The organism is Streptomyces litmocidini (assembly GCF_014649755.1).
GTDB lineage: Bacteria > Actinomycetota > Actinomycetes > Streptomycetales > Streptomycetaceae > Streptomyces > Streptomyces litmocidini.
Map to the genome: position 1 here is coordinate 89,439 of NZ_BMTQ01000003.1, position 26,985 is coordinate 116,423.

A 26,985-nucleotide genomic window follows, 5' to 3' on the forward strand; every position below is an offset into this window, starting at 1 on the left:
ACGCGGTCGGACCGTCCTCGCCTCCGGTTTCGGCGAAGGGGCGCCGGCCGGTCGGGGTCGGGGTGGGCTCAGGGACGGGGCTCCAGCACCTCCAGGGCACCGGTCTCGGTGTCGTAGCTGCGCAGGGTGACGAGCCGGGCCGAGGGCGGCGGCCCGGGCAGCAGTTCGGGGATGCGCCGATCGGTGAAGGCGCCCGCGCGCCGGGTGCGGCCGAGGGTGACGTGCGGGCTCCAGCGCCCCGGTTCGTGGAGCGGATTGAGGGTCTCGGACGGGCTGTCCGAGACCACCGCCTCCCACACCCGGCGGTGCAGACCGGTCAGTGCGGAGTCCGGCTCCAGCGCCCAGGCCAGCACCGAGGTGGGCCGCTCGAAGCGGACCACCCCGGTGAACCGCACCGCCAACGGCAGGACGGCGGCCGCCTCGGCGAGCTCCCACCGGATCGGGGCGGTCAGCTCCGGGCAGGACGCCAGGGTCAGATGCGGGCTGTTGGTCGGTGAGCGGTGGCGCGCCTGGCTGGGCAGCCCCGCGTCCGCGAGTCGCCGCCAGGCCTCCCGCACCACCAGGTCCGCCGCCTCGTCCAACAAGAGCTCGACCGTGCGCACCGCCGCAGCCTACCGGGGAGGCCGGGACAAGTCGGCGAGGCGGCGACGCGTGCGCTGCGGGAGGGGCGGACTTCCCGTCACGGGGGCCGGTCGCCCGCCTGCCCCGAGACGCCGGGGTCGGCCCGGACCGGACCTCACCTCGCCGCGGCGCTCGTGCGGTGGTTCGTCTCCGGAGCGGTCACCCGTCCGGCTCGGCCCCGGCCCGGGGGTCGCCCGGGTGCGCCGGATCGGCGTCCCCGCCCCCTGCGCGGCCGCGGTGCCGACGCCGCCGGGCCGGTGGGTCCACGAGCTCACGCGGCCGGTGCGTGGTGGACGACCGTGTCCTCGCACGGTCCGTCGGCGTACCCGCCGCGGGCGGCGTGAACCACTCCGTGCCCGGACGCCCCGTGTCGCATGATCCACCTCGACCTGGCCGGCACCCGTACCCGTACGCGTACCCGCAAGGTTCGGCCCGGCGTCGTATCCGCCGGTGAGGCGGCCCGGATCTCATGGGTTCCGCCAAGGGCCGGAGGGCTGTCCGCCCCGGTACGTTCACGCCGTCTGTACCTAGGGAGGGGTCGGCGTGGGCGGTGTGGTGTCGGTGCTGGTGGCGGCGGTGTTGTGGGGCACTGTGGGGCCGGCGCAGATCTGGGCCGGAAGCGGGGCGCATCCGGTGTCGCTGGGGGCGGCCCGGATGTTGTTGGGCGGGCTGTTGCTGACGGTGGTGATGGTGCGGCCGGCCGGGCTGCGCACGCTGACGCGGCGGGGGGTGCGGGGGTGGATCGTGGTCAGCGTGCTGGTGACGGCCGCGTTCCAGGTGTGCTTCCTGCAGGCGGTCGAGCGTTCGGGGGCGGCACTGGCGACGGCGACGACGTTCGGGACGGTGCCGGTGGTCAGCGGGGTGTGCGGGCTGGTGCTGTCCGGTGAGCGGCTGTCGCGGCGGTGGGCCGTGGGGACGCTGTGCGCGGTCATCGGGGTCGGGGCGTTGCTGTTGCCGGGCAGTGAGGGACGGGCGGACGTCCTCGGTGTGGGGTACGGGGTGGCGGCGGGTGCCGCCTTCGGCGTCTACATCGCGGCGACCAAGGGGGTGGGCGCGCGGGGCGGCGATCTGGACGCGGCGGCGCCGGTGAGCGTGGTGTGCGCCGGTCTGGTGGTCTCGCCGTCCCTCCTGGTCGCTCCGGAGGGGCTGTTCACGGTGCGCGGGGCGATGCTGGTGGGGTGGCTGGCGCTGGGGACGACGGCCCTGGGGTACCTGCTGTTCACGCGGGGGGTGGGCCGGCTCAGCGCCGCCACGGTGGGGACGCTGAGCCTGACCGAACCGCTGGTCGCCACCGCGCTGGGGGTGGTGCTGCTCGGCGAGCGGCCGGGGCCGCTCGCCGTCGTGGGCGGCGTGCTGCTGCTGGGCGGGCTGGTGGCCGTCTCGGTGCCGGGGCGGCGGCGGACGGCGGCCCCGGGGTCTCGGCCCGAGCCGGTGGGGCGGTGAGGGGCCGGACGGCTCACCGGTCCTGGTAGCTGCTCATGTTCGCGCGTACGTGGTCGGAGAAGAACCGCGGGCCGATGGCGTCGGCGCGGGCCATGCCCTCCGGGGTGAGCAGCAGGACCGTGCCGGCCGCCCGGACCCAGTTGCGGGCCAGGAGGGTGTCGAGCTGGGTGGCGAAGTCGGTCTCGAAGCGGGTGCCGAAGTGGCGTTCGTAGCGGGTGACGTCGAGTCCGGACGATTCGAGCAGGTGCTGGAGGACGTACATCCGGCGCCGTTCGTCGTCGTTCATGGCGAAGGCCCACTGGGCGCGGCGGAAGCGTTCGGTCGGGGTCGCGATGTAGTCGTCGATGATGCGGCGCACCTCGGGGACGGCGACGGCGTAGTCGGTGGTGTAGTGCAGGTCGGTGGTGAAGGAGCGGGCGCCGACACCGAGGCCGACCATGCCGGCCTGTTGGTTGTACTCGTTGATGCTGTTGCCCTCGGTGTCCTCGGTGGCGGCGCTGCCGAGGCGGCGGAAGACCCGCATGGAGGTCTGCTCGTACCCGGCGGACAGGAGGTGGTCGCGGCCGAAGCGGTAGAGGCGCAGTCGCTGGTCGTCCCATTCGGCGGGGCTGGTGGCGTGCCGGGAGCTGAGACCGGTCAGGGGACGGACGTAGAGGGGGTAGAGGTAGATCTCCTCGGGTTCCCAGGCGAGGGCGGCGTCGAGGGAGATCCGGAAGGTGCGTTCGGTCTGGCCGTCGATGCCGTAGATGAGGTCGATGTTCAGGATGGGGAACCGGGCGTCGCGCAGGCGGGCGAGGGCGGATTCGACTTCCTGGCGTTTCTGCGGGCGGACGGCGGCGCGGACTTCGTCGTCGAGGAAGCTCTGTACGCCGATGCTCAGCCGGGTGGCGCCGCGTTCGGCGAGGACGGCGAGCCGGTCGGTGGTGGCGGTGGCGGGCGAGGTCTCGACCGACCAGGACGCCGCCTGCAGGTCGGCGCCCATGACGTTCTCGGAGATGTCGCAGAGCCGGGTGAGTTCGTCGGCCGTGAGGTAGGTGGGGGTGCCGCCGCCGAAGGCGGCGAGGGTGAAGCGTAACGGCTCGCCCTGGGCGTCGAGGGCTTCTCTGGTGACGCGGGCCTGGCGTTCGAGGGTGTCCAGGAAGGCGGCGGTGACTTCTTCGGGGGCGCCGGTGCGGGTGAAGAGGTTGCAGAACCCGCACCGCATCTCGCAGAAGGGGACGTGGGCGTAGAGGGAGAGGGCGTCGAGCCGTTCTCCGGACCACAGGTCGCTCAGGAGGGGGCCGTCGTCCAGGAGGCGGTAGGCCTTCTGGTGCGGGTAGGCGTAGACGTACTGCTGGTAGGGGGTTTCGGCCTCGGTGGGTGCCGTGGTGGGGAGGGAGGGGGACGGAAGCATGACGGGCTTGCCCATGGGCGATGTGCCTCGCTCTCTGAGGGGTCGTCACGGGGGGTGACAGCTCGGCACCTTAGGGCGGCCCGAGGGCGGATATCTGTAGTGTGATCACCAAAAGATACGTTTCACGTCCTAGATCTTCGTCTGCACTTTTCGCGAAGAACGCACTTCCTCCCGAATTGCCGCCCCCGGCGCGGGCCGCGGGCGGTCCGGACCGTCCGGTACGGCTGACGGAGCGGGCGCGCATGGGGTTGTGTGTCCGCCATGAAGCGACTTCTCATCGCCGCGGGAGGCGGTGGCGACGCCATCACGGCGGCCATGGTGCACGCCGCGCTGCACGGCCCGCGCACTCCCGCTCTGGTGCTCACCTACGCGTGGGAACGGCTCGTCGTCGACCCCGTGCCCGGGCCGCGCGGCAGCGCGGACTTCACCTCGCTCGACCGCCCCGCGCCCCATCTCGCCCTCGTCACTCCGCGGACCGCTCCCAGGGCTCCGGCCGGTTCGCTGCTCCCCCGGCTCGCCGGCGGTCTGCAGCCCGCGCTGGGGCTGCTCGACCCGTACGAGGGAGTGGTCGGCCTCACCCGGCAGATCGAGGCGGCGGCCCGCTGGTGCGGCACCGACCGGATCGCTCTCGTGGACGTGGGCGGCGACATCGTCGCGCGCGGTGACGAACCGACGCTGCGCAGCCCGCTCGGCGACGCGCTGGCCCTGGCCGCCTGCGCCGCGACGGGCCTCTCGACCACCGTGTACGTCGCCGGACCCGGTCTGGACAACGAGGTGCCGAGGGCCGTCCTGGCGCCCCGGCTCGGTGAACCGGCCTTCGCCCTCGCGCCCGAGGACACCGACGGCGTGCTGCCCGTCTTCGACTGGCACCCCTCCGAGGCCGGCGCGATGCTCGTCGCGGCGGCCCGCGGCGTCCGCGGCGTCTGCGGCACCCGCGACGCTCCCGCCCCCGTCGTCCTGGACGACTCCTCACACCGCGTACACCGGCTCGCCTGCGAGGACGCGCTCCGGCTCAGCCCGCTCGCACGGGCCCTCGCCCTGTGCCCCAGCCTGGAGGCCGCCGAAAGGGTGTCGCACGCCGTCTGCGGCTTCTCCGAGGTGGCCCGGGAACGGCAGCGCGCCGCCCTCCTCCCGGCTCCGCCCGCTCCCCGCCCCCCTGCGGAGCCCGAAGCCGTCCTGGACCGGTACCTCGCCTTCGAACGCGCCCGTCGCGCCGAGGGCCTCGCCTACGTCACGACCCGCAGGATCACCGAGGAACTCGCCCTCACCCCGGTCGAGGCCGACGCCCTGCACCGTTCCCTGGCCACGGGGAAGCCGCCCCGGCGCGTGGCACCGCTGTGGCGGCTGGCGACGGCCTGAGGGGGCGCCGGACGACAGACGGGACCGGCCCGGTGGGTCACGGCCGTTCACCACCCGCGGCCTCGGGGGCGGCGGAGGTGGCGGGAGGGCTGTTCCAGCGGCGGCCGTTCTCCCAGTACGCCTGCACTTCGGCGAGGGTCCTGCCGGTGGTGTCGGGCACCTTGGCGTACACGTAGAACCAGGCGACGACGTTGACCGCGAGGAGCAGGGAGAAGGTGGTGGTGCCGCCCAGGGAGGACAGTGCGCTGAGGAAGAACTGGGCGATGATCAGGTTGGCGCTGAGGTTGGACAGGAGCATGGCCGACGCCCCCGTGCCGCGCAGCCGGTCGGGAAAGCCTTCGGCGGCGAACACCCAGATCAGGGCACCGAAACCGGCGTTGAAACCGACCGCGAAGACGGCGAGCCCGAGCAGGCCCGCCGTGGCGGGAAGGACCTCCGCGAACACGCCGACGAGCAGCAGGTGGCCCGCCGTCATCAGCGCGGTGCCGGTGAGCAGGGCGACCCGGCGGCTCACCCGGTCGATCGCCACCGCGCACACCAGCGCGGCGACGGCGGAGACCAGCTGGACGAAGCCGGGCAGCACGAGCAGGCTGAAGTCGCCCTCGTAGCCCATGCGCTGGAAGATGCGGGGGCTGAAGTAGCCGATGGCGCTGATGCCGGTGATCTGGACGAGGAAGCCCAGGGTGACGACGAAGAGGGTCAGTTGCCGGTACGTGGGACCGAACAACTCGCGCAGCCGCCCCTCGGCGGGCTCGGCGGAGGCGGGTTTCCCGGGTACGGTGGCCGGCTCCGGCGTCCCGAGGACGCGGGCGGCCTCGGCGGCGCGGTCCGCGTGTCCCCTCATGAGGTGCCAGCTCGGCGTCTCCGGCAGCCGCAGCAGGGCGACGGCCGCCGCGGCGGCGCAGAGCGCCGGGACGGCCAGCATGAGCCGCCAGTGGCCGCCGCCGGCCAGCAGGTAGCTGACGAAGTACGTGGCGGCGCATCCGCCCGCCGTGGCGCACTGGTAGAGCACGGCGACCCGGCCGCGGATCGCCGTGCGGACGGACTCGGCGATGAGGATGGGCGCGATGACGATGAGCACCCCCATGGTCATGCCGAGCACCGTACGGGTGCCCACCAGCATCGGGAGGTTCACGGACAGGGCGGACACGAGGGTGGTGAGGGAGCAGACGGCCGCGGCGACGAGGAGCGCGCCGCGCCGGCCCGCCACCTGGGAGAGCCGTCCGGCCAGGAGCGTTCCCGCCATCAGGCCCACGACGGGACCGGCGTACAGCGTTCCCTGCTCGAAGGGCGAGAGGTGGAACGCCTGGGTGACGAGGATCTGGGCACCGGCCATCGCCGTGCCGTCGTATCCGTAGGTCAGGCCGAGGAGCACGGCGGCGAGACCGACCGCCGTGCCGGGCCGGCGGAGGGGGCGCCCAGGGGATGTCGGCATCGGGGGTGGTCCATCGCTTTCCGCTCGGGAGCTTGTCCGGTGTCCGGGCGCCCGGCCGCCGCTCATCCTGCCGCTCCCACCTGTCGGCCCAGCGCCGCGAGCGGTTCGCGTGCGCCGTCGGCGGCGAGGATGACCTCGTAGACCAGGTCCACCTTGAGCAGCGGATCACGGAAGTCCAGCGGCCGTCCGCCGAGGTCGCCGTGGGTCCCGCCGCTCTCCGACAGCACGCACGCCGGTGCGGCGACGTCCCAGATGCGGCAGCTGCGGTGTACGTAGCCGGCGTAGGCGCCGTCGATGACGAGGGCGGCGTCGAAGACGCTGTTGCTGGCGCGCGTGCCGAGGCACTGTGCGGCGATGGCGGTCATGAGCCGGGCGTCCTCGGCCATCCGTTCCGGGCCGGCCTTGTCCATGCCGTACGCCACCAGGCGGTCCTCCAGGCCGGTGCATGCGGGGGTGCGGAAGGGGACGCCGTCGCGGAACGCTCCCCGGCCGCGCTGCGCCAGGTACCGCCGTCCCAGGGCCGGCAGAGTGATGCCCGCGGCCAGCAGGCCCCGGTCGTCCACCGCGGCGAGCATCGCGCCGTACAGGGGGCTGCCCGCCGCGTAGTTGCTCGTACCGTCCAGGGGGTCGATGATCCACGTGACCGGGCCGGAAGCCGCCCGCACGCCGCTCTCCTCCTCGATGACCGAGTCGGCGGGGAAGTCCCGGGCGAGCTCCGCGACGATCATCTCCCCGATGGCGTGGTCGGCGGCGGTGCTGACCTGATTGCGGTCCTCGGCCTTCACCCCGACGACCTCGACGGCGCCGCCGGAACCGGCGTACCGCAGGGCCAGCTCGTCCGCGCGGTCCAGGACGGTGTCGAGCCAGGGCAGGTAGTCGGTCACCGCTCCCCCGTCGGCTTCGCCGTGGGCGCGGCCGGCCGGCCCCGGCACGCGTCCCGGTACGCGTCGAGGATCGGGCGTTCCGGCGCGATGACGTCGGCGGGCAGGTCGTCGACGTCGAAGAACGCGGCGTCGGTGTTCTCGGTCCGGTCGAGGACCATGGTGGCGCCGGCCGGCAGGGAGGTGACGTAGGCCGCGGTGACGTTGTGGACCTCGTCGCCGTTCGGGTAGCGGTAGAAGTACTCCGGCCCGCCGGAGAACAGGCCCAGCAGGGTGAGTTCGCCGACGGTCAGCCCAGTCTCCTCCAGCACCTCCCTGCGGGCGGTGTCCTCGAAGGACTCGCCGGGATCCATCAGCCCGCCGGGCAGCCCCCACCCGCCCGTGTCGGCGCGGGCCAGCAGCAGGACCCTGTCCGAGTCGTCGGTCACGACCACCGAGGCTCCCGGGAAGATGACGGGCCGGTGACCCAGCAGAGCGCGCAGTTCGGCCACGTAGTCGTTCACGCGTCCTCCTTTCGGCGGTGGTCAGACGGCGTGCGCGGGGCCATCGACATGTGCCCGGCGCACGGCGTCGCAAACACGGTCGACGTCGTGCTCCGGCATGTGCGAGTAGAGCGGGAGGGTGATCATCCGGGCGGCCAGCCGGTCCGTCACCGGCAGTGCGGGCGGCGCCGTTTCGGAGCGGTACGCGGTCTGCCGGTGCAGCGGCGGGTCGAAGTAGAAGCGGCTGCTGATGCCGTCGGCGGACAGCACCCGGGCGAGTCCCGCGCGGTCTGTGCCGAACGCCTCGGGGTCGACCTGGACGCCGAGGTCCTTGTACGAGCTGCGGGCGCCCTCGGGGACGTCCTGGAAGGCGAGTCCGGGCAGGTCGTCGAGGTTGTGGCGGTAGCGCCGGACCAGTTCCGTCCGGCGCTCCAGCCAGTACGGGAAGCGTTCGAGGGCGGAGAGCCCGACGAGGGCGGACAGTTCGGGCATGCGCGCGTTCAGGCCGACGAAGCGGGCGTCGTAGTCGCCGGGGTTGCCGTAGTCGCGGCCGATCCGGAGTTCCTCCGCCAGGCTGTCGTCGCCGGTGGTGACGAGCCCGCCCTCGCCTGCCGACAGCGGCTTGGTGGGGCTGAGGCTGAAGACCTCGGCGAGTCCCTTGCCGCCGACCATGGTGCCGTCGGGGTAACGGCTGCCGAAGCCGTGCGCCGCGTCCAGCACCACGGGGGTCCGGGAGCCGGCCGCCCGCCGGAGCGCGTCCACGTCGCAGGGCGTGCCGAAGGTGTGCATGCCGACGACCGCGTCGGCGTCCGGTGCCGTTCCGGCGCAGGACGCCGGGTCGAGGGTCCAGGTGCGCGGGTCGCTGTCGGCGAAGCGGACGCGCTGCGCGTTCCAGACGCCGACGTGGCCGGTCGCCATGAAGGTGAAGCCCGGTACGACGATGTCCTTGTCCCTGCCGATGGAGCGCAGGACGAGCAGCAGGCCGGCCGTGCAGTTGCTGACGGCCACGACGTGGCGCACTCCGAGGTACTCGGCCGCCGCCTCTTCGAAGCGGCGGACCCAGGCCCCGTTGGTCAGCATCCCCGACCTCAGGACGTCGTCCATCCTGCTGAGCAGGACGCCGTCGGGTTCGGTGGTGGGCCGCACCAGCGGGATGGGCGGGCGGGCGTCGGTCCGCGACGGGGCGGGCGTGGCGGCGTCGGTGCTGACAGGCGTCATCGGTGTTCCTCTCAGAGGGATGCGGCGGGGGAGAACACGCGAGCGGCGGCCTGCTCGGAGGCGGCGGCGAGGGCGTTCCGTGCCGTGAGGAAGTTGCTGTACTTGGCGTCGGCGAAGTCCGGGTAGCGGCCCCGGGTCATGGCGTCCCTTATCTCGCGGACCGAGTCGACGACGCCGAAGCGGCGCTGGAAGCGGCGGGCCTCGCGGATGCGTTCGAAGTTGACCCGGTAGTTGCGCGGGTCCTCCGCGTCCTCCTGGACGAGGACGCGGGTGCCGGGAACCTCCCGGGCGATGACCTCGCCGATCTGCGCCATCCGGTAGTTCTCCTCCCCCGAGCCGCAGTTGTAGAGGGTCGGGGAGGTGTTGTCCGTCGCGGTCTGGAGGGCCCTGGCCGCGTCCTGGACGTGCAGGAAGGGCCGCCACTGGCGGCCGCCGTGGACGACGACCTCGCCGCGGGTGACCGCGTGGGCGGTCATGACGTTCACCGCGAGGTCGAACCGCATGCGGTCGGACAGTCCGTGGACGGTGGCGAAACGCAGGATGTGCGCGGTGAGCGCGCTCCCGCCGAGCGACAGCAGGTAGTGCTCCGCCATGATCTTCGACTGGGCGTAGACCGACTGGGGGTTGAGGGGCGACCAGACGTCGACCTCCTCGTCGTTCTCGGTGGCCCCGTAGTTGCTGCAGGTCGAGGCGAACACGAAGGCGCCGACGCCGGCCTTCTGGCACGCCTCCGCGACGCGTACCGTGCCCAGGTAGTTGGTCTGCCAGGCGAGGTCAGTGTCGAGGCCGCACGCCGGGTCGCCCACGACCGCGGCGAGGTGGATGACGGCGTCCACGCCCCGCAGGGCCGGCTGCCACTCGCCCGGTTCGCGGATGTCCCCGTCCACGTAGGTGACCCGGGGGCCGGAGATCCTGGCGCCGGGGACCAGGCCGTTGTCGACGACGGTGACGCGCACCCCGCGGGCGACGAGCTGACGGACCAGCGTCGATCCGATGTAGCCCTGCCCGCCGGTGATCAGTAGGGAAGTCACGATGAGTCTCCTCTGCCGGGACGTTTCGCGCCGGTTCCCCTTCTGGAAAGGGCGCGTGTCGGCCGCCGTCGATCCGGCTCGACCGGTGCTCCGACCGCGTTCCCGACTCTCCCCAGCTGATGCGGGATCATCTTGACCCTTTTTTCGGGGACGTGTGCGAAAAGCCCGCGCGGAATACGGTGGGAATGTCACCGCCATGCCTCGATTCCCCGAAGGAGCAGGTGGAATGTCCTTTCCCCTCCTCGCCGAGCAATACAGCATGCTTTACGCCCAGAAACTCCTGGGGCCGGGAGTGGCGCACAACATGACGTTCACCGTACCGCTCCCCCCGGGCGGCGAAGAGGCGCGGGTCGCGGGTGCCGTGGCCGTGTTCTGCGAGCACCAGGCGGCGTTGCGCGCGGCGTTGCGCGGCGGCCCGCCCACGGCCCAATGGACGGGGTCCGACCTTCCCCGGACGGTGGTCGTCGAGAGCACGGACGTCGAGCGGACCGTGCGGGAGCGCCTGCGGGCGCTGCACCTCGCGGAGCTTCATCCGGCCGGGGTGCCGATGCGGGCGGCCTTCGAACTCGTCCGCGGTCCCGGCGGGCGGGCGGTCCTCGTCGTCGCCATGGACCACCTGGTGTCCGACGCCCGTTCCTCGGTCGTCGCCGCCCGTCAGCTGGCCGCCCTGGTCGAGAGCGGGCGGTACGGTCCCGGCCTTCCCGCGCCGGGCGACTACGCCGACTGGTGCCGGCGGCGCGCGGCGGACGGCGAACGGAGCGCGGCGCGGGAGACCGCCGCCTGGCGCTCCGCCCTGGAAGGGGTCTCCCCCCTGCGCGACCCGGCGTTGGACGGCGCCGTCGGCCCCGCGGTGCTGAGCCAGCGTGACCGCGTCCACGACGGCGCGGACCTGGACCGCTCGGTACGGCGGCTGAGCGCCGAACTCGGCGTGCCGGAGTTCGCCACCGTCTCCGCCCTGCTCTCCCTGGTGCTGTGGCAGCGCACGGGGCAGCGCGACTTCGTCGTCCAGACGCCCGTCTCCACCCGTCGGCGGCAGCAGGTGGACGAGGTCGTCGGCTACTTCATCAACGAACGGCCGCTGGTCTGCCACATCGAGGAGGACCGCGGTCTGGTCGAGCACGCGCAGGACATGTACCACTCCTCGTTGCGCGCCGTCCGCCACTCGCGGCTGTCCGTCCCCGAGCTGGCCGGGGCGGTGCCCGCCTACCGGGCGGTGCTGGAGGACGACCGGGTCGGCTATGTGCAGCTGCACGTCAGCCGCGGCACGGGCGAGCTGCCGGGCAGCGGCCGGCCCGGCCCCGACGCCTCGGTGCCCCGCACCACGGAACTCGGCGCGTTCCTGCCGGGGCGGCCGATGACCTGCACGACGGTCCGGTTCGACTTCGACCCGCGGCAGACGCTCGTGCGCAGCTTCTTCGGCGGTCCGCGCTCCGGGGCCCCGTCGGCGGGAGAGATCGCCGACGGGGTCGTGGCGCTGCTGCGCCGGGCGGCGGGCGCGGGGCACCAGCCGGTGGCCAAGCTGGTGGAGTGAGGGCGGCCCGGGAAGACGATCCGCCGCGGGGCCCCGGGGGCCTCGCGGCGGATCGTCCGGTCGGTCGGTGGCGGGATCAGGCGCGGGGGTCGTCGTCGTGCCGGTAGCGTTCCGCGGCTCTGGCGAGTTCGGCCTTGTTGCCGAGTCCCAGTTTGGCCCTTATCCGTTTGAGATAGGTGTCGACGGTGTGCGGGCTGATGCCGATGCGGCGCGCGGTCTGATTGCGCGTCAGTCCGTCCGCGACGAGCAGCAGCGTCTCCCGCTCCCGGGCGGACAGACCGGGCGACCCCTCCCGGGCGGACGGGCCGGGCGGCCGGTCCCGGTCCGTGTCGGGCGCCTCCCCGGCCCGCCCGCACCCCCCGCTCCGTCGGATTTCCCCGCCGTCGCCTCCGGTCCGCCGCGCCGGGCCGTCGGGCCGCGCGGAATTCCTCGAGCCGCCCCCGCTTTCCCCGAGGGCTTCGGCGGCCGCCGCCAGGACGGCCGACATCACATTCGTCCTTCCTTCGACGCGCTCCGTCGCGACATTGGAAACGGCCACTACGCGCACGCCGCATCCCGCGTTTCCGCGTAAGACGTCGCGCACGTCTTCCGGAGACATGTTCCCGACCAGTACCGCCAGGGTGTACGAATGTAATTCCGAGGTGTCGGGTCTTTTCGTCGTCCGATCTTCCAGGACCTCGGCGGACGGGATCGGCACTGGTTTCATCCTTCCGTCAGACGGCGGCGGGTCCTGTTGTGCAGGACGACCGGGGACACGTCCGCCGCGTACAGGTGGCCGACCGGGCGGCCGATCACCAGGACGTGGTCGGTGTGGGCGAAGGTCGCGCACACCGTGAACCGCGCCGCGGCGGCGGCGCCGCGCAGCAGCGCCGGACCGGAGCGGTGGAGGGGGTCCACGCCGTCGAACCGCCGGTGGGCCGGGGCCGTGGCGAACTGGTCGATCAGCCGGCGCTGGTCCCAGCTCAGGATGTTGACCCCGAACGTGCCGGAGGCGCGGACGGCCCGCAGGGTCCGGCTGGACTCCGACAGGCACACCGCGATCATCGGCGGCTGCAGGGACCAGGACAGTACGGCGTTGACGGTGCAGCCGACGGGATCCTCGTCGCCGTGCCGGGCGGTGACCACCGAGACGCCGCTGGGCCAGGAGGTCATGAAGGCGCGGAACTCCTCCGGCGCCACACCGCCGGGGGGACCGGCCGCGGTCGGGTCGAGGGGTGGGGTGGAGACGGACTGCGTCGCACGGGCGAGCGGGTGAGCCGTCATCGCGTACTCCTCCATGGGATGGGACGGGAACGAACGGGGGTCACACCGTGTCGGCGGAACCGGTGGCAACGGCCAGCGCCACCGGCTCGACCTGTGGCAGCGACCGCCAGGAAACGCCGTGCCAGAGACCGCACGGCTCGTGCAGGTCGACCGGGACGCGCCAGGGCGCTCCGGCGAGTCCCAGGCGCCGTGCTTTGACCACGGCCTCCTGGGCCGCCCAGACACGGGCGAACGCGGCGCCGGCCTCGGCCCGGTCCAGGGCGAGGAGTTCGTCGGCCTGTGCGCCGCAGCACCGCCGGACCATGCGCTCGCTCAGTACCGGTGGCGGGTCCTGGACGTCGACGCCCACGAGACCGGCGAGCCGTACGGCGACCGCCGTGTGGCGGGACGAGTGGGAGACGGACACGCCCGGGCCGTTTCCCGGCACGTGGGGCGCCCCGCGGGCGTCGAGGCGGAGGGGGACCCGGCGCGGGTCGGCTCCGGTGAGTTCCGCGACCAGGTGGCGCAGCAGGATCCGGCCGTGCGTGAACTCCCGGCGCCGGTGCGGCGGCATGGCCGCGCACCTGGCGCGTTCCTCGGGCGACAGCACGGTGTCGTCCCCCTGGGCGTGTTCCGGCCTCGGCAGGACGCGGACGAACGTGGTGGGGTCCACCTGGACGAGGGTCACGGCCGCGGCTCCGCCCGTCCCGCGGCGGGGAGCTCCTCGGCGACCAGTTCGAGCATGGTCTCGGTGCTGCCTCCCGCGACCGCGAAGGTACGGACGTCCTGGGCGGTGCGCAGCAGGTCGCCGTCGTCCGTGAGGCCTGCCGCTCCCGCGAGGTGGAGGCAGGCGTCCGCCACCTCCGCGGCCAGCGGGCCGACCGTGGCCTTGACCACGGCGGTGTCGGCGAGCGGGAAGCGGCCGGTCGCGGTGGTGCGCGCGGTGACGTCGTCGACGAGGGCCTCCAGGAGCCGTACCCGGGCGAGCAGGGCGGCCAGGCGCTGCCGGACGGCGGACTCCGTCCACAGGGCACGGCCGGCCAGGTGGCGCCGGGTGGCGCCGGCTGCGGCGGTGGCCAGCAGCCGGCGGCACAGCGACGCCGTCCACATGCCGCCCGCGAGGCGTTCGGCGCCCATCTGCTCCGTGAAGGCGACCATCCCCCTGCCGGGGCGGCCCAGCATCGCCTCCGCGGGCAGGCGGACGCCGTCGAGGGCCAGCGAGCCGAGACCGGCGCCGGCCATCACCGGGGTGCCGATCGGTTCGACGCTCACGCCACGTGCGTCGGCGGGCACCATGACGAGGCAGAAGTCGGAGAAGTGGCGGCCGGGGCGGTGCCGGGCCAGGACCAGGAAGTGGTCGGCCCACCGGGCGCCGGTGATCCAGGTCTTGTGTCCGTCGATCACCAGGTCCTCTCCGTGCCGGCGCACCGCGGTGGTCAGGCCCGGCAGGTCGGAGCCGGCCGCTCCGGAGTCGGTGGCGGCCAGTGCGGCCGTCGCCCGGCCCCGGACCAGCGGGTCGGCCCGTTCCCCGCCGGCCAGTCGCAGCACCAGCGGCGTGACGGTCGACAGGTGCAGGAGACAGGCCAGTTGGGCACCGTGCGGCACCCTGCCGGTGAGGCCGCCGAGCACGGTGCGCAGGAGCGGCAGTCGCAGCGGCTGCCGCGGGTCGGAGCCCGCGAGGCAGTCCGCGACGACTCCGGCCTCGCCGAGGGCGCGGATCAGTGTCCGGCCGTCGGCCCGGGAGGCGGCGACCGGCAGGGACTCCAGGGCCTGGGCCAGACGCGGCACCGTGCCGTGGGAGCCGTCCGTGTCCGGCGGCCGGGCGACCGCGAGGGTCCTCTCAGTCGGCAAGGGAGACCTCCCTGTCGAGCAGGCACATGGCGCCGTTCGCCGCGAGCAGGCGGTCGTCGGCGTAGTTGAGACCGGCGGACCTGAGGTCCCGGAACAGCCGCTCCAGCGGGAGACCGGAGCGGCGCATGTACCCGTGGCGCAGGCCCACCACCCGGATCAGCTCGTCGACACAGGCGAAGGAGCGTTCAGCCGTGTAGACCTTGAGGGCGTTCAGCCGCATCTGCACGGGCGGTGATTCGGCGCCGGCCGTACCGCGGTGCCGGTCGCTGTCCGCGGTCACCTGGGTGAGCAGCGCGGCCATGGCGTCGAGCTCCATGCGGACCCGGGCGAGGCGGGCGCGCAACTGCTGCCCGGAGAGGTCGAACTGGCGTCGTCCCGCCGGGGACCGGAGCAGTTTCAGGACGGAGCGGAGCGCACCGCGTACGGCCCCGAGCCAGCAGGCGGCCCAGGCGAGGTGGCCGGCGGGGACGAAGTCGGCGACCGCGACGTCCTTGAAGCCGCCGCGCCGTCCCACGACCGCGGTCTCGTCCACGGTGCCGCTCAGGCGCAGCGGGATGCTGTGCGTGCCGCGCATGCCCATGGGGTTCCACCGGTCGGGCCCCTCCTCCACCGTGATCCGGTCGCGGTCGGCGTAGACGGCGGTCACCCGGTGGGGGGCCGCTTCGGGGCCGTCGCGCAGGGTGATCAGGAAGCCGTCGGCGTGCGCGCCTCCGGTGACGATGGGCGCGTCGCGGTCGAACCGGAGGGTGCCGTCGCCCTCACCGGTCAGCGGGGAGTGGGCGCTGAGCAGGTGCCCTCCCTTGGCCTTCTCACTGGTGACGGAGGCCACGTAGACCTCGCCCCGGGCGATGCGGGGCAGCAGGTGTGCCTTCAGGCGGGGGCTGCCGTGCCGGGTGAGGGCGGCGACCTGCTGGCAGTGCATGGCCCAGATCATGGCGGTGGAGAGGCACTCCCCGGCCAGTTCCTGGGCGACGTGGGTCAGGTCCGCCGAGGATCCGCCCAGGCCCCCGTGTTCCTGCGGGACGAGCAGGCCCATCAGTCCGCTCTCGCGCAGTGCGGCGAGGCCGCGGACGGGGAAGGCGGCGGCGTCGTCGATCCGGTCGGCGTCCTCGCGCAGCACCGGCAGTACGGCCCCGACGCGTGCGTCGAGCGGTGTCGCCGGTGGCCGTTGCGTCGTGAGGGCCGCGGGGGCGCTCACGCGGCCTCCTCGGCCTGCTGGTCCACGACGGCGCGCAGACTGGCGGGCGTGGCGAAGGTCTCGGCGTTCATGGCGGAGTCCGGGACGGTGATGCCGGCCTCCTCCTCGAGGTCGAACAGCAGCTCCATGGCCTGCATCGAGTCGAGTCCGAGCTGGGTGAGGTCGGCGTCGTCGCGCAGGGGTTCGTCGGCCGGCAGGTGCGGCAGCCTGGCGCGCAGCAGGTTCTCGAACCGGTCGTCGGTCATGCCGGGGCTCCTTCGAGGGGGTGGGTGGGGTGTGCTGACGGTCCGGTCGCGTCGGGACCGGCGTCGTGGCGGGTCAGGTGCAGGCGGGTGGCCGAGACGACGTGTCCGGCGTCGACGACGATCTCGACGGGCAGGTCGTGGCCGAGGAAGGCGACGAGGCTGGCGGAGAGTCCGTAGGCGCCGACGTTGGGGACGGCGAGCACGTCGCCCGTTTCCATGGGGGGCAGGGGGACGCTGCGGCTGAGGGTGTCGAGGGGGGTGCACAGGGGGCCGGCGAGCACACCCGGCGTCCCCGGGCGCTCGGCCCCGGACGCGGGCACGGGCCCGGGGGCGGACCCGGTGGCGGTGACGCCGGTGCCGCCGTCGGCGTCGGCGTCGGCGTCGGCGTCGGCGTGGAGGACGTCGGGAGACACCGGCGGGACCCGTCGCAGTCCCGACATGCCGCCGAGGTGGTGGATGCCGGTGTCGAGGACGGTGAAGCGGGTGCCCTTGGACTCCTTGGTGTCCAGGACGGTGGTCAGCAGATGGCCGCAGTCCCCGGTGAGGTAGCGGCCGGACTCGAACGCGACGGTGATCTCGCCGTCGCGCCAGCCCGGCAGGCCGTCGTCCAGGACGGACGTCAGCTCCGCGGCCAGGGAGGTGAAGACCGGGCGCTCGCCCTGCCGGGCGAACGGAGTGCCGAAGCCGCCGCCGAGATCGAAGGTCGTGAGGTGTTCGCCCATCGACGCCCGCAGTTCGGCGGCCAGTTCGACGCCGATGGAGAACTGCCTCAGCAGCTTGTCCTGTTCGCCGATGTTGGTGCCCATGTACAGGTGCAGGCCGGTCACCCGGGCCGTGTCGTGGCCCCGGAACAGTCGGGGTTCGCGCAGGATCCAGGAGGCGTCGGCACCGAACTGCGACGCGGTGCCGGTCATGGACAGCCCCATGCCGGGCACCGCCCTGTCGGCGTTGACCCGCAGCAGGCAGTCGGCCGGTACCCCGAGCCGTTCGGCCTGGCGGGCGATGCGGGCGAGGTCGGTCGGGGAGTCCGCGGAGAAGTGGGTCACCCGCCGGGTCAGGGCGTGGGCGACGGCGCTCTCGCTCTTGCCGGGGGCGGTCACCAGGATCCGGTCGGGTGACACGCCGGCCGCGAGGGCGGCGTCGAGTTCGCCGGGGGAGGCGACCTCGGCCCGGCACCCCAGGCCGGCCAGGCAGGCGATGACCAGGGGGTGCGGGTTGGCCTTGACGGAGTAGTACAGCCCGGTGCCGGACGGCAGCGCGGTCCGCAGGTCGGCGTGGGCGGAACGGACCGCTTGGAGGTCGTACACGTAGGCGGGTGTGCCGTAGGCGCGGGCGAGGTCGGCGAGGGGTGTCACGCGCCCCTCCCCAGCGTGCGCAGCAGGTCGGCCAGGACCCGCTTGTCGACCTTGCCGTTGACGCTCAGCGGGAGCTCGTCGAGGACCCGGTAGTCGGACGGCAGCTTGACCGGATCGAGACGCTCGCCCAGTTCCTTGGCCAGGTGCGCGGCGGACATCTCGGCGCTGACGGCCAGTACCGCCCCGCGGTTGTCGGACGGCGGCAGTACGGCGGCGAGATGGACGCCCGGGACGTCCAGCGCGGCGGCCTCCACCTCCACCGCGCTCACCCGGAAGCCGCGCTGCTTGTACTGGTCGTCGTCGCGCCCGGCGAAGTACAGGTAGCCGTCGGCGTCGACCCGTCCGCGGTCGCCGGTGCGCAGCAGCGGCTGGCCGATGTCGTCCCGGCCGAACCGGGCGGCGGTCAGCTCGGGGGCACGCCAGTAGCCCGCCATGACGTGGGGGCCGCGGACCACGAGTTCCCCGGTGCGCCCCGGTGGCAGGGGCCGGCCGTCCGGGTCGGCGGCGTAGACCTCGGTGTCGCGCAGCGGCCGGCCGACCGATCCGGGGCGGGTCAGGTCGAGGTCGGGTTCGGCGATGGAGACGCGTTTGCACTCCGTGAGGCCGTACATGGGGACGACGGCGAGGGTGGGGATCGCCTGGCGCAGTCGGGCGCTGAGGGCGGGCGGGAGTGCCGCGCCGGTGTTGGTGACGAGCCGCAGGGGCGGCGGTGCGCTGCCGGACCGGGTGAGCAGCCGGAGGAGGTTGGAGGCCAGTGAGGGGACCAGGGGCATGACGGTGGCGCCGCTGGCGCGCAGCGCGGTGAGCAGGGCGGGACCGGCCTGGCTGCTGTCCCCGAGGACGAGGTGGGCGCCGGAGGCGCAGGCCAGGTACACCTGGTAGAGGCCGTAGTCGAAGGAGAGCGGCAGGCAGGAGTGGATCCGGTCGTCGGCCCGGTAGTGGAGGGCGTCCTGGATGGCGGCGGTCGCGAAGAGGACCTGGCGGTGGGTGGAGACGACGGCCTTGGGCATGGCGGTGCTGCCGGAGGTGTAGGTGAGGGCGACGGCGTCGACCGACAGGCAGGGCGCCCGGCCGTCGTCCTCGTGCGGCGCGTCGTCGAGCGGCGCACGCGCGTCCGTGTGCGCGTCGTACCAGTGGACGGCGCACCCGGCCTCCTCCTCGGCGCGGGCGGCTGCCTCGCCGGTGGCCAGGACGGCCGCGGGTTCGCTGTCGGCCAGGATGTGCCGCAGGTGGTAGGGACGGGTCTGGTCGCTGACCACGCAGTACAGCGCGCCCAGGCGGGAGGCCGCGAAGAGGGCGGCGACGGTCTCGGCGGCGTGGGGCGCGAGGACGAGCACCCGGTCGCCCCTGCCGACCCCGAGCCCGGCGAGCCGCGCGGCCAGCGCCCGGCTGTGCCGCCGCAGTTCCCCGTACGTCCAGGTGGTGTTCCCCCGGGTGAGGGCGGGGGCGTCGGGGGTGCGGTCCGCCTGTCGGTCGAGCAGGTCGTGGAGCAGGGTGACGGTCATGCGGTGCCCTTCTCGTGGCAGTCGGATCCCGGGGAGCCGGCGGGCGGGAACAGCGCGGTGACGGAGCCGATCGACTCGAACGCCTCGGGCACGATCCGTTCGGGCGGGACCTCGCGGCCGGTCCGCTCCTCCAGCCCTTCCAGGACGGCCACCACGGCGAGGGAGTCGAATCCGGGCAGGTCGAGCAGCGAGGGCGCGCGACGCACCTCTTCCTCGGGCAGGCCGAGGTGTTCGGACACCAGCGCGACGACCTCGTCCTCCAGCGCGGGCCTGTCGGCCCGGGGTCGCGCGGCGCCGTTCACCGGGTGCCCCCCGCCGACGGGACGGCCAGGTCGCGCAGTGCGGCGCGCGCGATCTTGCCGGTGCTGGTGCGCGGAAGTTCCGTCACGACGCCGAGCGTCCCGGGCACCATGTAGGCGGGCATCCTGGCGCGGCAGTGCCGGGTGAGCGTCCGGGACAGTTCCGCCTCGGGGAGGCCTGCTCCGGTCCCGGAGGGCACCACCAGGGCGGCGAGCGTGTGGGTGAGCCGGGGGTCGGGGACGGCCAGGACGGCGACGTCGGCCACCAGCGGGTGATCGCCGAGGACGGCCTCCACCTCGCCGAGTTCGACCCGGTACCCACGGGTCTTGACCAGCCCGTCCCGTCGGCCCAGCAGATGCAGCAGTCCCTCCTCGTCGCGCCGGGCGAAGTCGCCGGTGCGGTGGAAGCGGTGGGAGCCCGACTCGGTGGCCGTCACCACGGTGGCGTCCGCCGTCAGCTCCGGGCGGTTGAGGTAGCCGGGGGTCACCGAGTCCCCGGCGACCAGGATCTCGCCCTCCATCGCGGCCCGTTCGGAGGCGGTGCCGTCCTCGGCGAGCAGGGCGAGCGTGACGCCGGGCACGGGGCGGCCGAGCGGGACGCGGCCGGCCTCGGTGTGGCGGCGCTCGACGTCGAGCGCGGTGACGACGTTGGTCTCGATGGGGCCGTAGAGGTTGGCGACCCGGGCCGGGGCGACGGCGGCCAGGAAGGACGCCAGCGCGCTCGGCCGGAACTCCTCCCCCGCGTACAGCACTTGACGCAGGTCGGGCAGGGCGCCGGGTTCCAGGGAGCTGCGGTGGAGCAGCGCGGTCAGCGCGGACGGCACGGCGTAGAGGTGGCTGACGCGGCGTTCCTGGAGGAAGCGCAGCAGCGCCTGCGGGAACAGCGCGGTGCGCTCGGGCACCAGGTGCAGGGTGGCACCGGCGGTCAGGCCCGCGTACACGTCGTAGACCGGCAGGTCGAAGTGGAGGGGGGCGTGCACGGCCACCTGGTCGCCCGGGCGCAGGGGGTAGGCGCCGCCGACGGAGTCCAGGAAGGCCGTGACGTTGCGGCGGCTGATCACGACGCCCTTCGGGGTGCCGGTGGAACCGGAGGTGTAGAGGACGTACGCCTCCGCGTCGGCCCCCGCGTCGGGGGCGGCGGTACGGCTGCCGGGCTCGGTGGCGGGCTCTGCGGGCCCGTCGGCGGAGCCCGCGGGATCGGCGTCGGCGTCCAGGTGCCGGTGGAGGGCCGCGAGGTCGGCGGGGTTCTCCGGGAGGACCAGCACGGGGACCGGCAGGTCCGTGTCGGCCGGGTCGGGGCGGGTGGTGAGCAGCAGTGCGCACGAGGCGTCGCGGAGTACGAACCGCCGTCGCTCCGGTGGGGAGGCGGGGTCGAGGGGCACGTAGGCGCGACCGCTGTCGAGGACGGCGAGCATCGCCGCGATGGTGCCGGGCGTCTTGTCCGTCTGCACGGCGACGCGTCCACGGCCGGGGACGAGCCGCCGCAGGCGCGCCGACACGGCTCGGACGGCTGCCGCCAGTTCACCGTAGGAAACCGGTCGTTCGGGGTCCTCCAGCGCGATCGTGTCCGGCCGGCGTACGGCTTCGTCCAGGATGCGTTCGTACCAGAACATCGTTCTCCTGACCTGTGGGTCGGACGGGAACAGGCGCGGTGTCAGAGGAAGTGCCGGATCAGGGCGTCGGCGAATTCCGCCTCGGACGTCGCCGCGTGTTCCAGGCTCTCGCGTGCCGACGGTGGCGCGTCCTTCCCTGCGGCGGTCCGCCGGGAGGCGAGGTAACAGGACCGCGCGGCTCTCTTCCACGGTTCGGTCACATGCGCGTCGAAAAGGGCGGGAAGGAATTTTCCGTTTCGCTCGAATTCCGGCAGTTCACGTGCGCGGGAGGTCAACCACCGGGAATGCAGGGCCCGGGACCGGGCCAGCAGCCACGTCTGCAGGGAGTAATGGTCCCAGCTCGCCGGACTCCGCTCGTCCAGACTTCCGCACAATTCCTTGTACGCATTCTCCTCGACGGCCGGACGCAAGGCCAGGAGGTTGTCCGTCAGGCATTCCGGGGCCGAGGGGAACTGGTTTTCCGGAAAATTCTCCCGGAGGCTCCGGAAGACGCCCCAACGACCGCCGTCGAGTGCCGGGGCGAGTTCCCCCAGCGTGATCGTGGTGGACAGGGGTGCGCAGGCCCCCCAGCGCGTGGCGTTGTCGTAGGGGTCGGTCACATCGAGCACCAGGTCCCGCGGGCGCCGGAGAGAGCCGTGCACGCCGTCCACGACGAACCCGTGGTCCATGTGCTCGTTGCCGTGGTAGGGGAGCCAGGGAAGGTGACAGGCGTCGCCCACCACGAGGACCGGCCGGCCGGCCGTGAGGTGGTCCGCCCAGTCCCGGGCGGCACCGGCCGCGTCCCGCGTGGCGTGCCACGTCAGGAGCAGTCCCGTCCTCGCGGCGATCCGCTCCTCCAGGTCCGCCACGGGCAGCAGAATCCGGGCGGGGCCCTCGGGCGACTCCTCCTGGAGGTCGAATCGCCAGTCCATGGAAAAGGGTTCTTCATTGTCCCGCACTCCATGGTGGGCGAGAAGAAGGGACAGGTCGTCGGAGACGCAGTCCAGCAGCGCCCCCGGAACTCGCGCGAGATGCCTGGCACAGGAAAGCCCCACGTCAAGCGGTGCGGAGTCATGCATGATTTCTCCATAATCCCTGCGATCGGGAGGCGTCACGCAACGCAATCATCTCCCACGAGGCAGATGGGCAGAAACTCTTTCTCATCCCGGACAAATACCCCTGTCAAGGCATTGGGGGCGAACCGCACCCGCACATTCCCCTGGCCCCTCCCTGACGTCGACGACGAAACCGGCCATGCCGCCGTTCGGCTACCCGGGCCGCACACCCCGACACTCACACCCCCCGTAACATGTTTGGGGGACACGCACTTCGGGATTTTCCGGTTCCCCGAAAGGCCGCCCCGACCGGCGGTTCCGCGGCAACGGCCGAGGGCGCGGGCGACGCCCGCGAAGGCGGAGAAGTGGATCTTCGCTCCGTATCCGCCGGATCCCTGGGACTCGGAGCCGTCAGGTCCTCTTCACCAGGGCCCGCGTGCGCGTCGGGCCGTCGCACAGCGGGCCCGGTCCGGCCCACCACGGGTACCGAGCTCGTCGCGCACCGCGGTGGTCCGCCTCTTCGGCTCGGTCTGCCGGGCCTCGGCCCCCTCCGCCTTCGCCGTCTCGCGGACGGCGAGGAGGACGTGGCGGGAGGGGGCGACGCCGCTCGTCCCCGGGGCGGAACTCACGCGATCACCTCCGGGGCCTCGCCGTCCGGCAGACGGGCAGCGCAGTGGGCGGACCACACCGCATCCCGGTCGAGCCGCCCGGGGAACGGCGATCAGGTGGCCGGGGCGAGGAGGTGGGCTCCGTTGTTGCGGACGTTGTTCACCGCCGTGGAGACGGGCCGGGCGTCGAGCCGGCCTTCCGCGGGCTGGGTGAGCAGGGCCCGGAGGTCGTCCGTGTCGTGGTGGTGGGGGTCGAGCCACGCGTCGTAGTGGTCCGGGGCGAGGGCGAGCGGCATGCGCGGGTGTACGCGGCCGGCCGCGTCGGTGGCCTCGGTGGTGATGATCGTGCAGGTCGTCAGCCAGGCGTCGGGCTCGTCGTCGCCGGTGACGTCGGGGTCGCGCCAGTACTCGTACAGACCCGCCATGGCCATCACCTGCCCGTCGGACGGGTGGATGAAGTAGGGCTGCTTGTGGGTCTTGCCCGTGGACCCGTCCTTCACCGTCTCCCATTCGTAGAAGCCGTCGGCCGGCAACAGGCAGCGGCGCCTGGCGAAGGCGCGCCGGTACGCGGGCTTCTCGTGCACGGTCTCCACCCGGGCGTTGATCATCCGGGAGCCGATCTTCGGGTCCTTCGCCCACGACGGAACCAGACCCCACCGGAGCGCCCGCAGTTCGCGGCGCACCCCGTCGCCGTCGTCCTGTCCGGCGCGTTCGAGGACCGCGTAGACCTCGTCGGTCGGCGCGACGTTCCAGCTGGGCGCCAGCTTCTCGTCGGGGTGCCGGTCGGAGACCTGGAAGAGACGGGTCAGATCCTCAGGACTGCGAGTCGAGGCGTAACGGCCGCACATGCATCCACTGTGCCACGGCGCCCTGACAGAGGTGGTGAAGCCGGCCCCATGAGCGCGGGAGTCGCGGGAGTCGGAGGAGAGGGCGGCCTGGTGGGTGCGGGAGAGCCGGACCGTTCGCGCGGCCGGGCCGCGCCGCTGCTTGGGCAGGCCGAACGTCCGCTCCACGACGTTCCTGCGCCTGTAGGTCTCGGTTGTCCAGGACCCGGGGGCGTCCCCCGCTGCGGCCTTTCCTCGTGCGGTTGGCCCGCTGATCGGCACGCTCGGGGATCACCCCGCGGATGCCACGGGAAACCGAGGGGTGTGGCCGGGAGGAACGGGGGCAGGCGGGGAGTGAGCGAATGGGACCGCTCCGACCGTCTGCCCTGCGGCCTCCCCCGACCGCGAGGGCGGCGACACACGTACGGCCCGCACCGGTCAACGGTGCGGGCCGTACGCATGTCCCGGGCTCCACTCGAACGGTGATCACGTGGCCGCCCGCCACAGCCCGGCGCCGGTCCCGACGGCCTCGGCGTGAACCGCTGATCACCCGTCAGGGCCGGCCGGGTTCCGGCCCCGTGGCCGGAACGGCGCGGCGCCGGCTTCGCCGCCGCGCCGGCGGTGACGGGGTGATGCCGGCATTCGCCCCGGTCCGGCCGCGGGAGCGCCGCTCCTGCGGCGATCCGACCGTCTCGAACGGTTCCTGCGGATCGGAGGCGTCCTCTCCTCACCGTCGTGACGCGCTCCACGGGGGACGGCCCCCTCCCGACCCGCGGAGCACTCCGCGGAATGCATGGGTGGGGCACGAGTGGAAAGGCGCCGACCATGAGGTCCACAGGGAGAGAACAGCATGGTGAACCCCTTGACCACCACCGGCAGGACGGCGCTGATCAGCCGGACGGCCCGGGCCCGGACAGGGAGGTCGAGGAGCGGGCGCCCGATCGGCTTTCGCAGATGCCCAAGCGGTCGTGGAAGGCGGTGCTCCGGGGGACGCTGAAGGAGTTCAAGGACGACGAACTGACCGATCGGGCGGCTGCGCTGACCTACTACGGCGTGCTGGCCCTCTTTCCCGCCCTGCTGGTGCTGGTGTCGCTGCTGGGCATCGCGGGCGAGTCGGCGACGAAGCAGGTGCTGGACAACCTGCAGAAGCTCACCCCGGGGGCCGCGCGCGATGTGATCAGCAACGCTGTGCAGCAGTTGCAGGGCAACGCCGGCATCGGCTCGCTGCTGGCCGTCGTGGGCCTGGCCGTCGCGGTCTGGTCGGCCTCCGGGTACGTCGCCGCGTTCATCCGCGCCTCGAACGCCGTCTACGACATGCCCGAGGGCCGCCCGGTGTGGAAAGTGCTGCCCCTGCGCCTCGCCCTGACCGTGACGCTCATGGTCCTGGCCGTCGCCAGCGCCCTGATCGTGGTGTTCACCGGCGGCCTGGCCCGCCAGGCCGGCACGGCGCTGGGAATCGGGGACACCGCGATGACGGTGTGGTCGATCGCGAAGTGGCCGGTCCTGTTGGTCCTGGTCACGATCATGATCGCGATCTTGTACTGGGCGGCGCCGAACGCGAAGGGCCGCGGCTTCACGTGGGTGACTCCGGGCTGCTTCCTGGCCCTGGCGATCTGGATGGTCACCTCCGCCGGCTTCGCGTTCTACGTCGCGAACTTCGGCTCGTACAACAAGACGTACGGCACGCTCGCGGGCGTGATCATCTTCCTGGTGTGGCTGTGGATCACCAACCTGGCCATTCTGCTGGGTCTGGAGTTCGACGCCGAGATGATCCGCCAGCGCGCGATCGCCGGGGGGCTTCCCGCGGACGAGGAGCCGTACGTCGAGCCGCGGGACACACGGACGTGGAGCGATGAGGACCGTCGCCGCCTGGAGTAGGCGGGCTCGGCCCGGGAGGAGGCGGTGGGGGCATGCGGGTGCCGACCGGATTGCAGGGGCATGACCACCGGCTGACCCGGCGCATCGCCGCCTGGGACTCTCCCGTGGCGCGCCGGCTGCTGCCCGCGGTCGAGGAGACGGCCGAGCACACGAAGCTGTGGTGGGTCGCCGCTCTGGGGATGGCAGCCCGGGGAGGACGGCGGGGCCGCAGGGCCGCCGCCTCGGGGGTCCTGGCGATGGCGGTGGCGGAGCTGCTGTCGAACGGCGTCGCCAAGCAGCTGGTCGAGCGGCGTCGACCGCCCGCGGAGTGGATTCCGCACGGCGACGTCATGGACCGGCCGGACAGCTCGTCGTTCCCCTCGGGGCACACGGCCGCCGCGGTCGCGTTCACCGCGGCGGTGGTTCCCACGTGGCCGTGGGCCGGGGCCGCCTGCGCGGCCCCGGCCGTGCTGGTGGCGGTCGCGCGGGTCCACAGCGGCGCCCACTACCCCTCCGACGTGGCGGCCGGCGCCGTGATCGGTGCCGCGTCCGCCGCCCTGGTCCGCACGGTGCCGCGTTTCCTCTCCCGCCGCCGGTGACGGCCACCGGTGACGACCGGGCGTGGTCGGCGGGTGACCGGCGGATCGGCGGGTAGGCGCGTCTGAAAACACCACCGGGAAAGCGTAAGAAGGTGAGGAATGAGATGAGCGCCGTTGGAACCCACGGCCACGGCCACGGCGGGGACGAGCCGGTGGGCGAGCTGGTCACACGGGCGTCGCGGCAGGTCTCGGAGCTGGTCCGTGAGGAGATGCGGCTGGCTCGGGCGGAGATGGCCCAGAAGGGAAAGCGCTACGGGGTGGGCGGCGGCCTGTTCGGCGGGGCCGGCCTCGTCGGCGTCCTGGCCGCGCAGGCTCTGGTGGCCGCCGGGATCGCTGCCCTCGCGCTGGTCCTGCCGGTGTGGGCCTCGGCTCTGGTCATCGCCGCCCTGCTCGCTGCGGTGGCCGCCCTGCTGGCCGCGGTCGGCAAGAAACAGGTCGCCAAGGCGGGGAGTCCCGCACCCGAGAAGACCATCGAGAGCGTCAAGGCCGACGTGGACGAGATCAAGGAGAGGGCGCACCGATGAGCCATCAGCCCCAGAACGACGAACCCGCACCGACCCCGGACCTGCTGCGCGAACAGATCGAGCGCACCCGCGACGAGCTCGGCCGGACCGTGGAAGCACTGGCGGCCAAGGCCGACGTCAAGGAACAGGCCAAGGAGAAGGCGGTCGAGGCCAAGGAACAGGCCAGGGAGAAGGCGGTCATGGTCAAGGAGCAGACCAAGGAGAAGGCGGTCGTGGTCAAGGAGCAGACCGTCGAGAAGGCGACCCTGGCAGCCGAGCAGCTCCGGCACAAGGTGACCCAGGCGGTCGAGCACGCCAAGGACAGGACTCCCGATCCCGTGCTCGACAAGACCGCCCTCGCCGCCGCTCGCGTACGCGACGGCGTGACCCGGGCCGGGCACCTGGCAGCCGACAAGACCCCGGACCAGGTACGCGACAAGGCCGCGTCGGCCGCGACCGTGGCGAGGGCCAACCGTGCCCCGCTGGTCGTCGGGGTCGCGGCCCTGGCGGTGTTCCTGCTCCTGCGTCGCGGCCGGAGGAGCAAGTGAAGGCATCCAAGATCGTCTACAAGCCCGTCGGGCTGGCGCTCGGTGCCGTCAGCGGACTGATCGCCAGCACCGCCTTCAAGCAGGCGTGGAAGATGATCGGGCACGACGACGACGCACCCGACGCCACCGACGAGGAACGCACCTGGCGGGAGATCCTGCTGGCCGCAGGCCTGCAGGGGGCGATCTTCGCCGTCGTCAAGGCCGCGGTCGACCGTGCGGGAGCCGTCACCACCAGGCGTCTGACCGGCACCTGGCCCGGTTGAGCCCGCCCCCGGGGGCCGGGAACCCGTCCCGTACGGACGGGTTCCCG

Annotated in this window: 28 protein-coding genes and 1 pseudogene; 8 read left to right on the forward strand and 21 right to left on the reverse strand. The window is 73.3% G+C overall.

The features are described 5' to 3' along the window. Positions 1-68 precede the first annotated feature (68 nt). Positions 69-602, reverse strand: coding sequence for a 2'-5' RNA ligase family protein (locus IE180_RS06965; protein WP_190155891.1), 534 nt, complete (start codon positions 600-602; stop codon positions 69-71). 610 nt (positions 603-1,212) lie between these two features. On the opposite strand from IE180_RS06965, the gene IE180_RS37705 reads away from it, so the two are divergent. Then, positions 1,213-2,064 carry a DMT family transporter gene (locus IE180_RS37705; protein ID WP_506005089.1) on the forward strand — a complete coding sequence of 284 codons (852 nt, stop codon included), beginning with the start codon at positions 1,213-1,215 and terminating at the stop codon, positions 2,062-2,064. Positions 2,065-2,077: 13 nt separating this feature from the next. Here the strand turns inward: IE180_RS37705 and IE180_RS06975 are convergent, their stop codons facing one another. Further along, positions 2,078-3,457, reverse strand: coding sequence for an STM4012 family radical SAM protein (locus IE180_RS06975; RefSeq protein ID WP_190156336.1), 1,380 nt, complete (start codon positions 3,455-3,457; stop codon positions 2,078-2,080). Between the two features lie 261 nt (positions 3,458-3,718). Here IE180_RS06975 and IE180_RS06980 point away from each other — a divergent pair, with 261 nt between their 5' ends. After that, a complete protein-coding gene (locus IE180_RS06980; RefSeq protein ID WP_190155893.1) occupies positions 3,719-4,816 on the forward strand; it encodes a DUF1152 domain-containing protein in 1,098 nt (365 codons plus the stop codon). A 37-nt stretch (positions 4,817-4,853) separates the two neighbouring features. On the opposite strand, the gene IE180_RS06985 is transcribed toward IE180_RS06980, so the two are convergent. The 5 genes from IE180_RS06985 to IE180_RS07005 form a co-directional block, all read right to left on the reverse strand. Further along, entirely contained in the window at positions 4,854-6,251 is a 1,398-nt protein-coding gene (locus IE180_RS06985; RefSeq protein ID WP_190155894.1) for an MFS transporter, read from the reverse strand. Between the two features lie 62 nt (positions 6,252-6,313). Beyond that, positions 6,314-7,135 (reverse strand): inositol monophosphatase family protein, encoded by an 822-nt coding sequence (locus tag IE180_RS06990; protein WP_190155895.1) that lies wholly within the window; start codon positions 7,133-7,135, stop codon positions 6,314-6,316. After that, positions 7,132-7,635, reverse strand: a complete 504-nt coding sequence (locus tag IE180_RS06995) for an NUDIX hydrolase (protein ID WP_190155896.1) — start codon at positions 7,633-7,635, stop codon at positions 7,132-7,134. Before IE180_RS06995 ends, IE180_RS06990 begins: the two co-directional genes overlap by 4 nt. A gap of 21 nt (positions 7,636-7,656) precedes the next feature. Next, positions 7,657-8,832, reverse strand: a complete 1,176-nt coding sequence (locus IE180_RS07000) for a DegT/DnrJ/EryC1/StrS family aminotransferase (protein WP_190155897.1) — start codon at positions 8,830-8,832, stop codon at positions 7,657-7,659. A gap of 11 nt (positions 8,833-8,843) precedes the next feature. Then, complete coding sequence (locus IE180_RS07005; RefSeq protein ID WP_190155898.1) at positions 8,844-9,863, reverse strand: NAD-dependent epimerase/dehydratase family protein; 1,020 nt, start codon at positions 9,861-9,863, stop codon at positions 8,844-8,846. A gap of 226 nt (positions 9,864-10,089) precedes the next feature. Between IE180_RS07005 and IE180_RS07010 the strand changes: the two genes are divergently transcribed. Beyond that, positions 10,090-11,394, forward strand: a complete 1,305-nt coding sequence (locus IE180_RS07010; RefSeq protein ID WP_190155899.1) for a condensation domain-containing protein — start codon at positions 10,090-10,092, stop codon at positions 11,392-11,394. A gap of 76 nt (positions 11,395-11,470) precedes the next feature. On the opposite strand, the gene IE180_RS07015 is transcribed toward IE180_RS07010, so the two are convergent. The 14 genes and pseudogenes from IE180_RS07015 to IE180_RS37475 all read right to left on the reverse strand — a co-directional run. After that, complete coding sequence (locus IE180_RS07015) at positions 11,471-12,091, reverse strand: response regulator transcription factor (RefSeq protein ID WP_229860346.1); 621 nt, start codon at positions 12,089-12,091, stop codon at positions 11,471-11,473. Between the two features lie 5 nt (positions 12,092-12,096). Next, positions 12,097-12,657, reverse strand: coding sequence for a flavin reductase family protein (locus IE180_RS07020; RefSeq protein ID WP_190155900.1), 561 nt, complete (start codon positions 12,655-12,657; stop codon positions 12,097-12,099). Positions 12,658-12,697: 40 nt separating this feature from the next. Further along, the gene (locus IE180_RS07025; RefSeq protein ID WP_190155901.1) at positions 12,698-13,324 is read right to left on the reverse strand and encodes a 4'-phosphopantetheinyl transferase family protein; all 627 of its coding nucleotides are present in this window, start codon (positions 13,322-13,324) and stop codon (positions 12,698-12,700) included. After that, a complete protein-coding gene (locus IE180_RS07030) occupies positions 13,321-14,487 on the reverse strand; it encodes an acyl-CoA dehydrogenase family protein (protein ID WP_190155902.1) in 1,167 nt (388 codons plus the stop codon). Before IE180_RS07030 ends, IE180_RS07025 begins: the two co-directional genes overlap by 4 nt. Beyond that, positions 14,477-15,685 carry an acyl-CoA dehydrogenase family protein gene (locus tag IE180_RS07035; protein ID WP_190155903.1) on the reverse strand — a complete coding sequence of 403 codons (1,209 nt, stop codon included), beginning with the start codon at positions 15,683-15,685 and terminating at the stop codon, positions 14,477-14,479. Before IE180_RS07035 ends, IE180_RS07030 begins: the two co-directional genes overlap by 11 nt. Then, positions 15,682-15,930 carry a phosphopantetheine-binding protein gene (locus tag IE180_RS07040; protein ID WP_190155904.1) on the reverse strand — a complete coding sequence of 83 codons (249 nt, stop codon included), beginning with the start codon at positions 15,928-15,930 and terminating at the stop codon, positions 15,682-15,684. Before IE180_RS07040 ends, IE180_RS07035 begins: the two co-directional genes overlap by 4 nt. Further along, entirely contained in the window at positions 15,927-17,285 is a 1,359-nt protein-coding gene (locus IE180_RS07045) for a type III PLP-dependent enzyme domain-containing protein (protein WP_190155905.1), read from the reverse strand. The genes IE180_RS07040 and IE180_RS07045 overlap by 4 nt, the downstream gene beginning before the upstream one ends. Then, positions 17,282-18,790: a class I adenylate-forming enzyme family protein gene (locus IE180_RS07050; RefSeq protein WP_190155906.1), complete on the reverse strand. Its 1,509-nt coding sequence runs from the start codon at positions 18,788-18,790 to the stop codon at positions 17,282-17,284. Before IE180_RS07050 ends, IE180_RS07045 begins: the two co-directional genes overlap by 4 nt. Further along, entirely contained in the window at positions 18,787-19,092 is a 306-nt protein-coding gene (locus IE180_RS07055; RefSeq protein ID WP_190155907.1) for an acyl carrier protein, read from the reverse strand. Before IE180_RS07055 ends, IE180_RS07050 begins: the two co-directional genes overlap by 4 nt. Beyond that, positions 19,089-20,702 (reverse strand): amino acid adenylation domain-containing protein, encoded by a 1,614-nt coding sequence (locus IE180_RS07060; protein ID WP_190155908.1) that lies wholly within the window; start codon positions 20,700-20,702, stop codon positions 19,089-19,091. Before IE180_RS07060 ends, IE180_RS07055 begins: the two co-directional genes overlap by 4 nt. 41 nt (positions 20,703-20,743) lie before the next feature. Beyond that, positions 20,744-21,760, reverse strand: a complete 1,017-nt coding sequence (locus IE180_RS07065; RefSeq protein WP_190155909.1) for a BtrH N-terminal domain-containing protein — start codon at positions 21,758-21,760, stop codon at positions 20,744-20,746. A gap of 398 nt (positions 21,761-22,158) precedes the next feature. Further along, positions 22,159-22,365, reverse strand: coding sequence for a hypothetical protein (locus IE180_RS07070; RefSeq protein WP_190155910.1), 207 nt, complete (start codon positions 22,363-22,365; stop codon positions 22,159-22,161). 92 nt (positions 22,366-22,457) lie between these two features. Continuing rightward, entirely contained in the window at positions 22,458-23,192 is a 735-nt protein-coding gene (locus IE180_RS07075) for an SOS response-associated peptidase (RefSeq protein WP_190156338.1), read from the reverse strand. A gap of 81 nt (positions 23,193-23,273) precedes the next feature. Continuing rightward, positions 23,274-23,481 (reverse strand): annotated as a pseudogene (locus IE180_RS37475) (IS5/IS1182 family transposase); the annotation flags it as partial. A 512-nt stretch (positions 23,482-23,993) separates the two neighbouring features. Between IE180_RS37475 and IE180_RS07080 the strand changes: the two are divergent. From IE180_RS07080 to IE180_RS07100, 5 genes are all read left to right on the forward strand, one after another. Then, positions 23,994-25,046, forward strand: a complete 1,053-nt coding sequence (locus IE180_RS07080; RefSeq protein ID WP_229860347.1) for a YihY/virulence factor BrkB family protein — start codon at positions 23,994-23,996, stop codon at positions 25,044-25,046. A 32-nt stretch (positions 25,047-25,078) separates the two neighbouring features. Beyond that, positions 25,079-25,624 carry a phosphatase PAP2 family protein gene (locus tag IE180_RS07085; protein WP_190155912.1) on the forward strand — a complete coding sequence of 182 codons (546 nt, stop codon included), beginning with the start codon at positions 25,079-25,081 and terminating at the stop codon, positions 25,622-25,624. Between the two features lie 104 nt (positions 25,625-25,728). Beyond that, on the forward strand, positions 25,729-26,148 hold the full coding sequence (locus tag IE180_RS07090; protein WP_190155913.1) for a phage holin family protein: 420 nt from the start codon (positions 25,729-25,731) through the stop codon (positions 26,146-26,148). Further along, positions 26,145-26,675: a DUF3618 domain-containing protein gene (locus IE180_RS07095; protein ID WP_190155914.1), complete on the forward strand. Its 531-nt coding sequence runs from the start codon at positions 26,145-26,147 to the stop codon at positions 26,673-26,675. Before IE180_RS07090 ends, IE180_RS07095 begins: the two co-directional genes overlap by 4 nt. Further along, on the forward strand, positions 26,672-26,938 hold the full coding sequence (locus tag IE180_RS07100; protein ID WP_190155915.1) for a DUF4235 domain-containing protein: 267 nt from the start codon (positions 26,672-26,674) through the stop codon (positions 26,936-26,938). The genes IE180_RS07095 and IE180_RS07100 overlap by 4 nt, the downstream gene beginning before the upstream one ends. Positions 26,939-26,985: the final 47 nt, after the last annotated feature.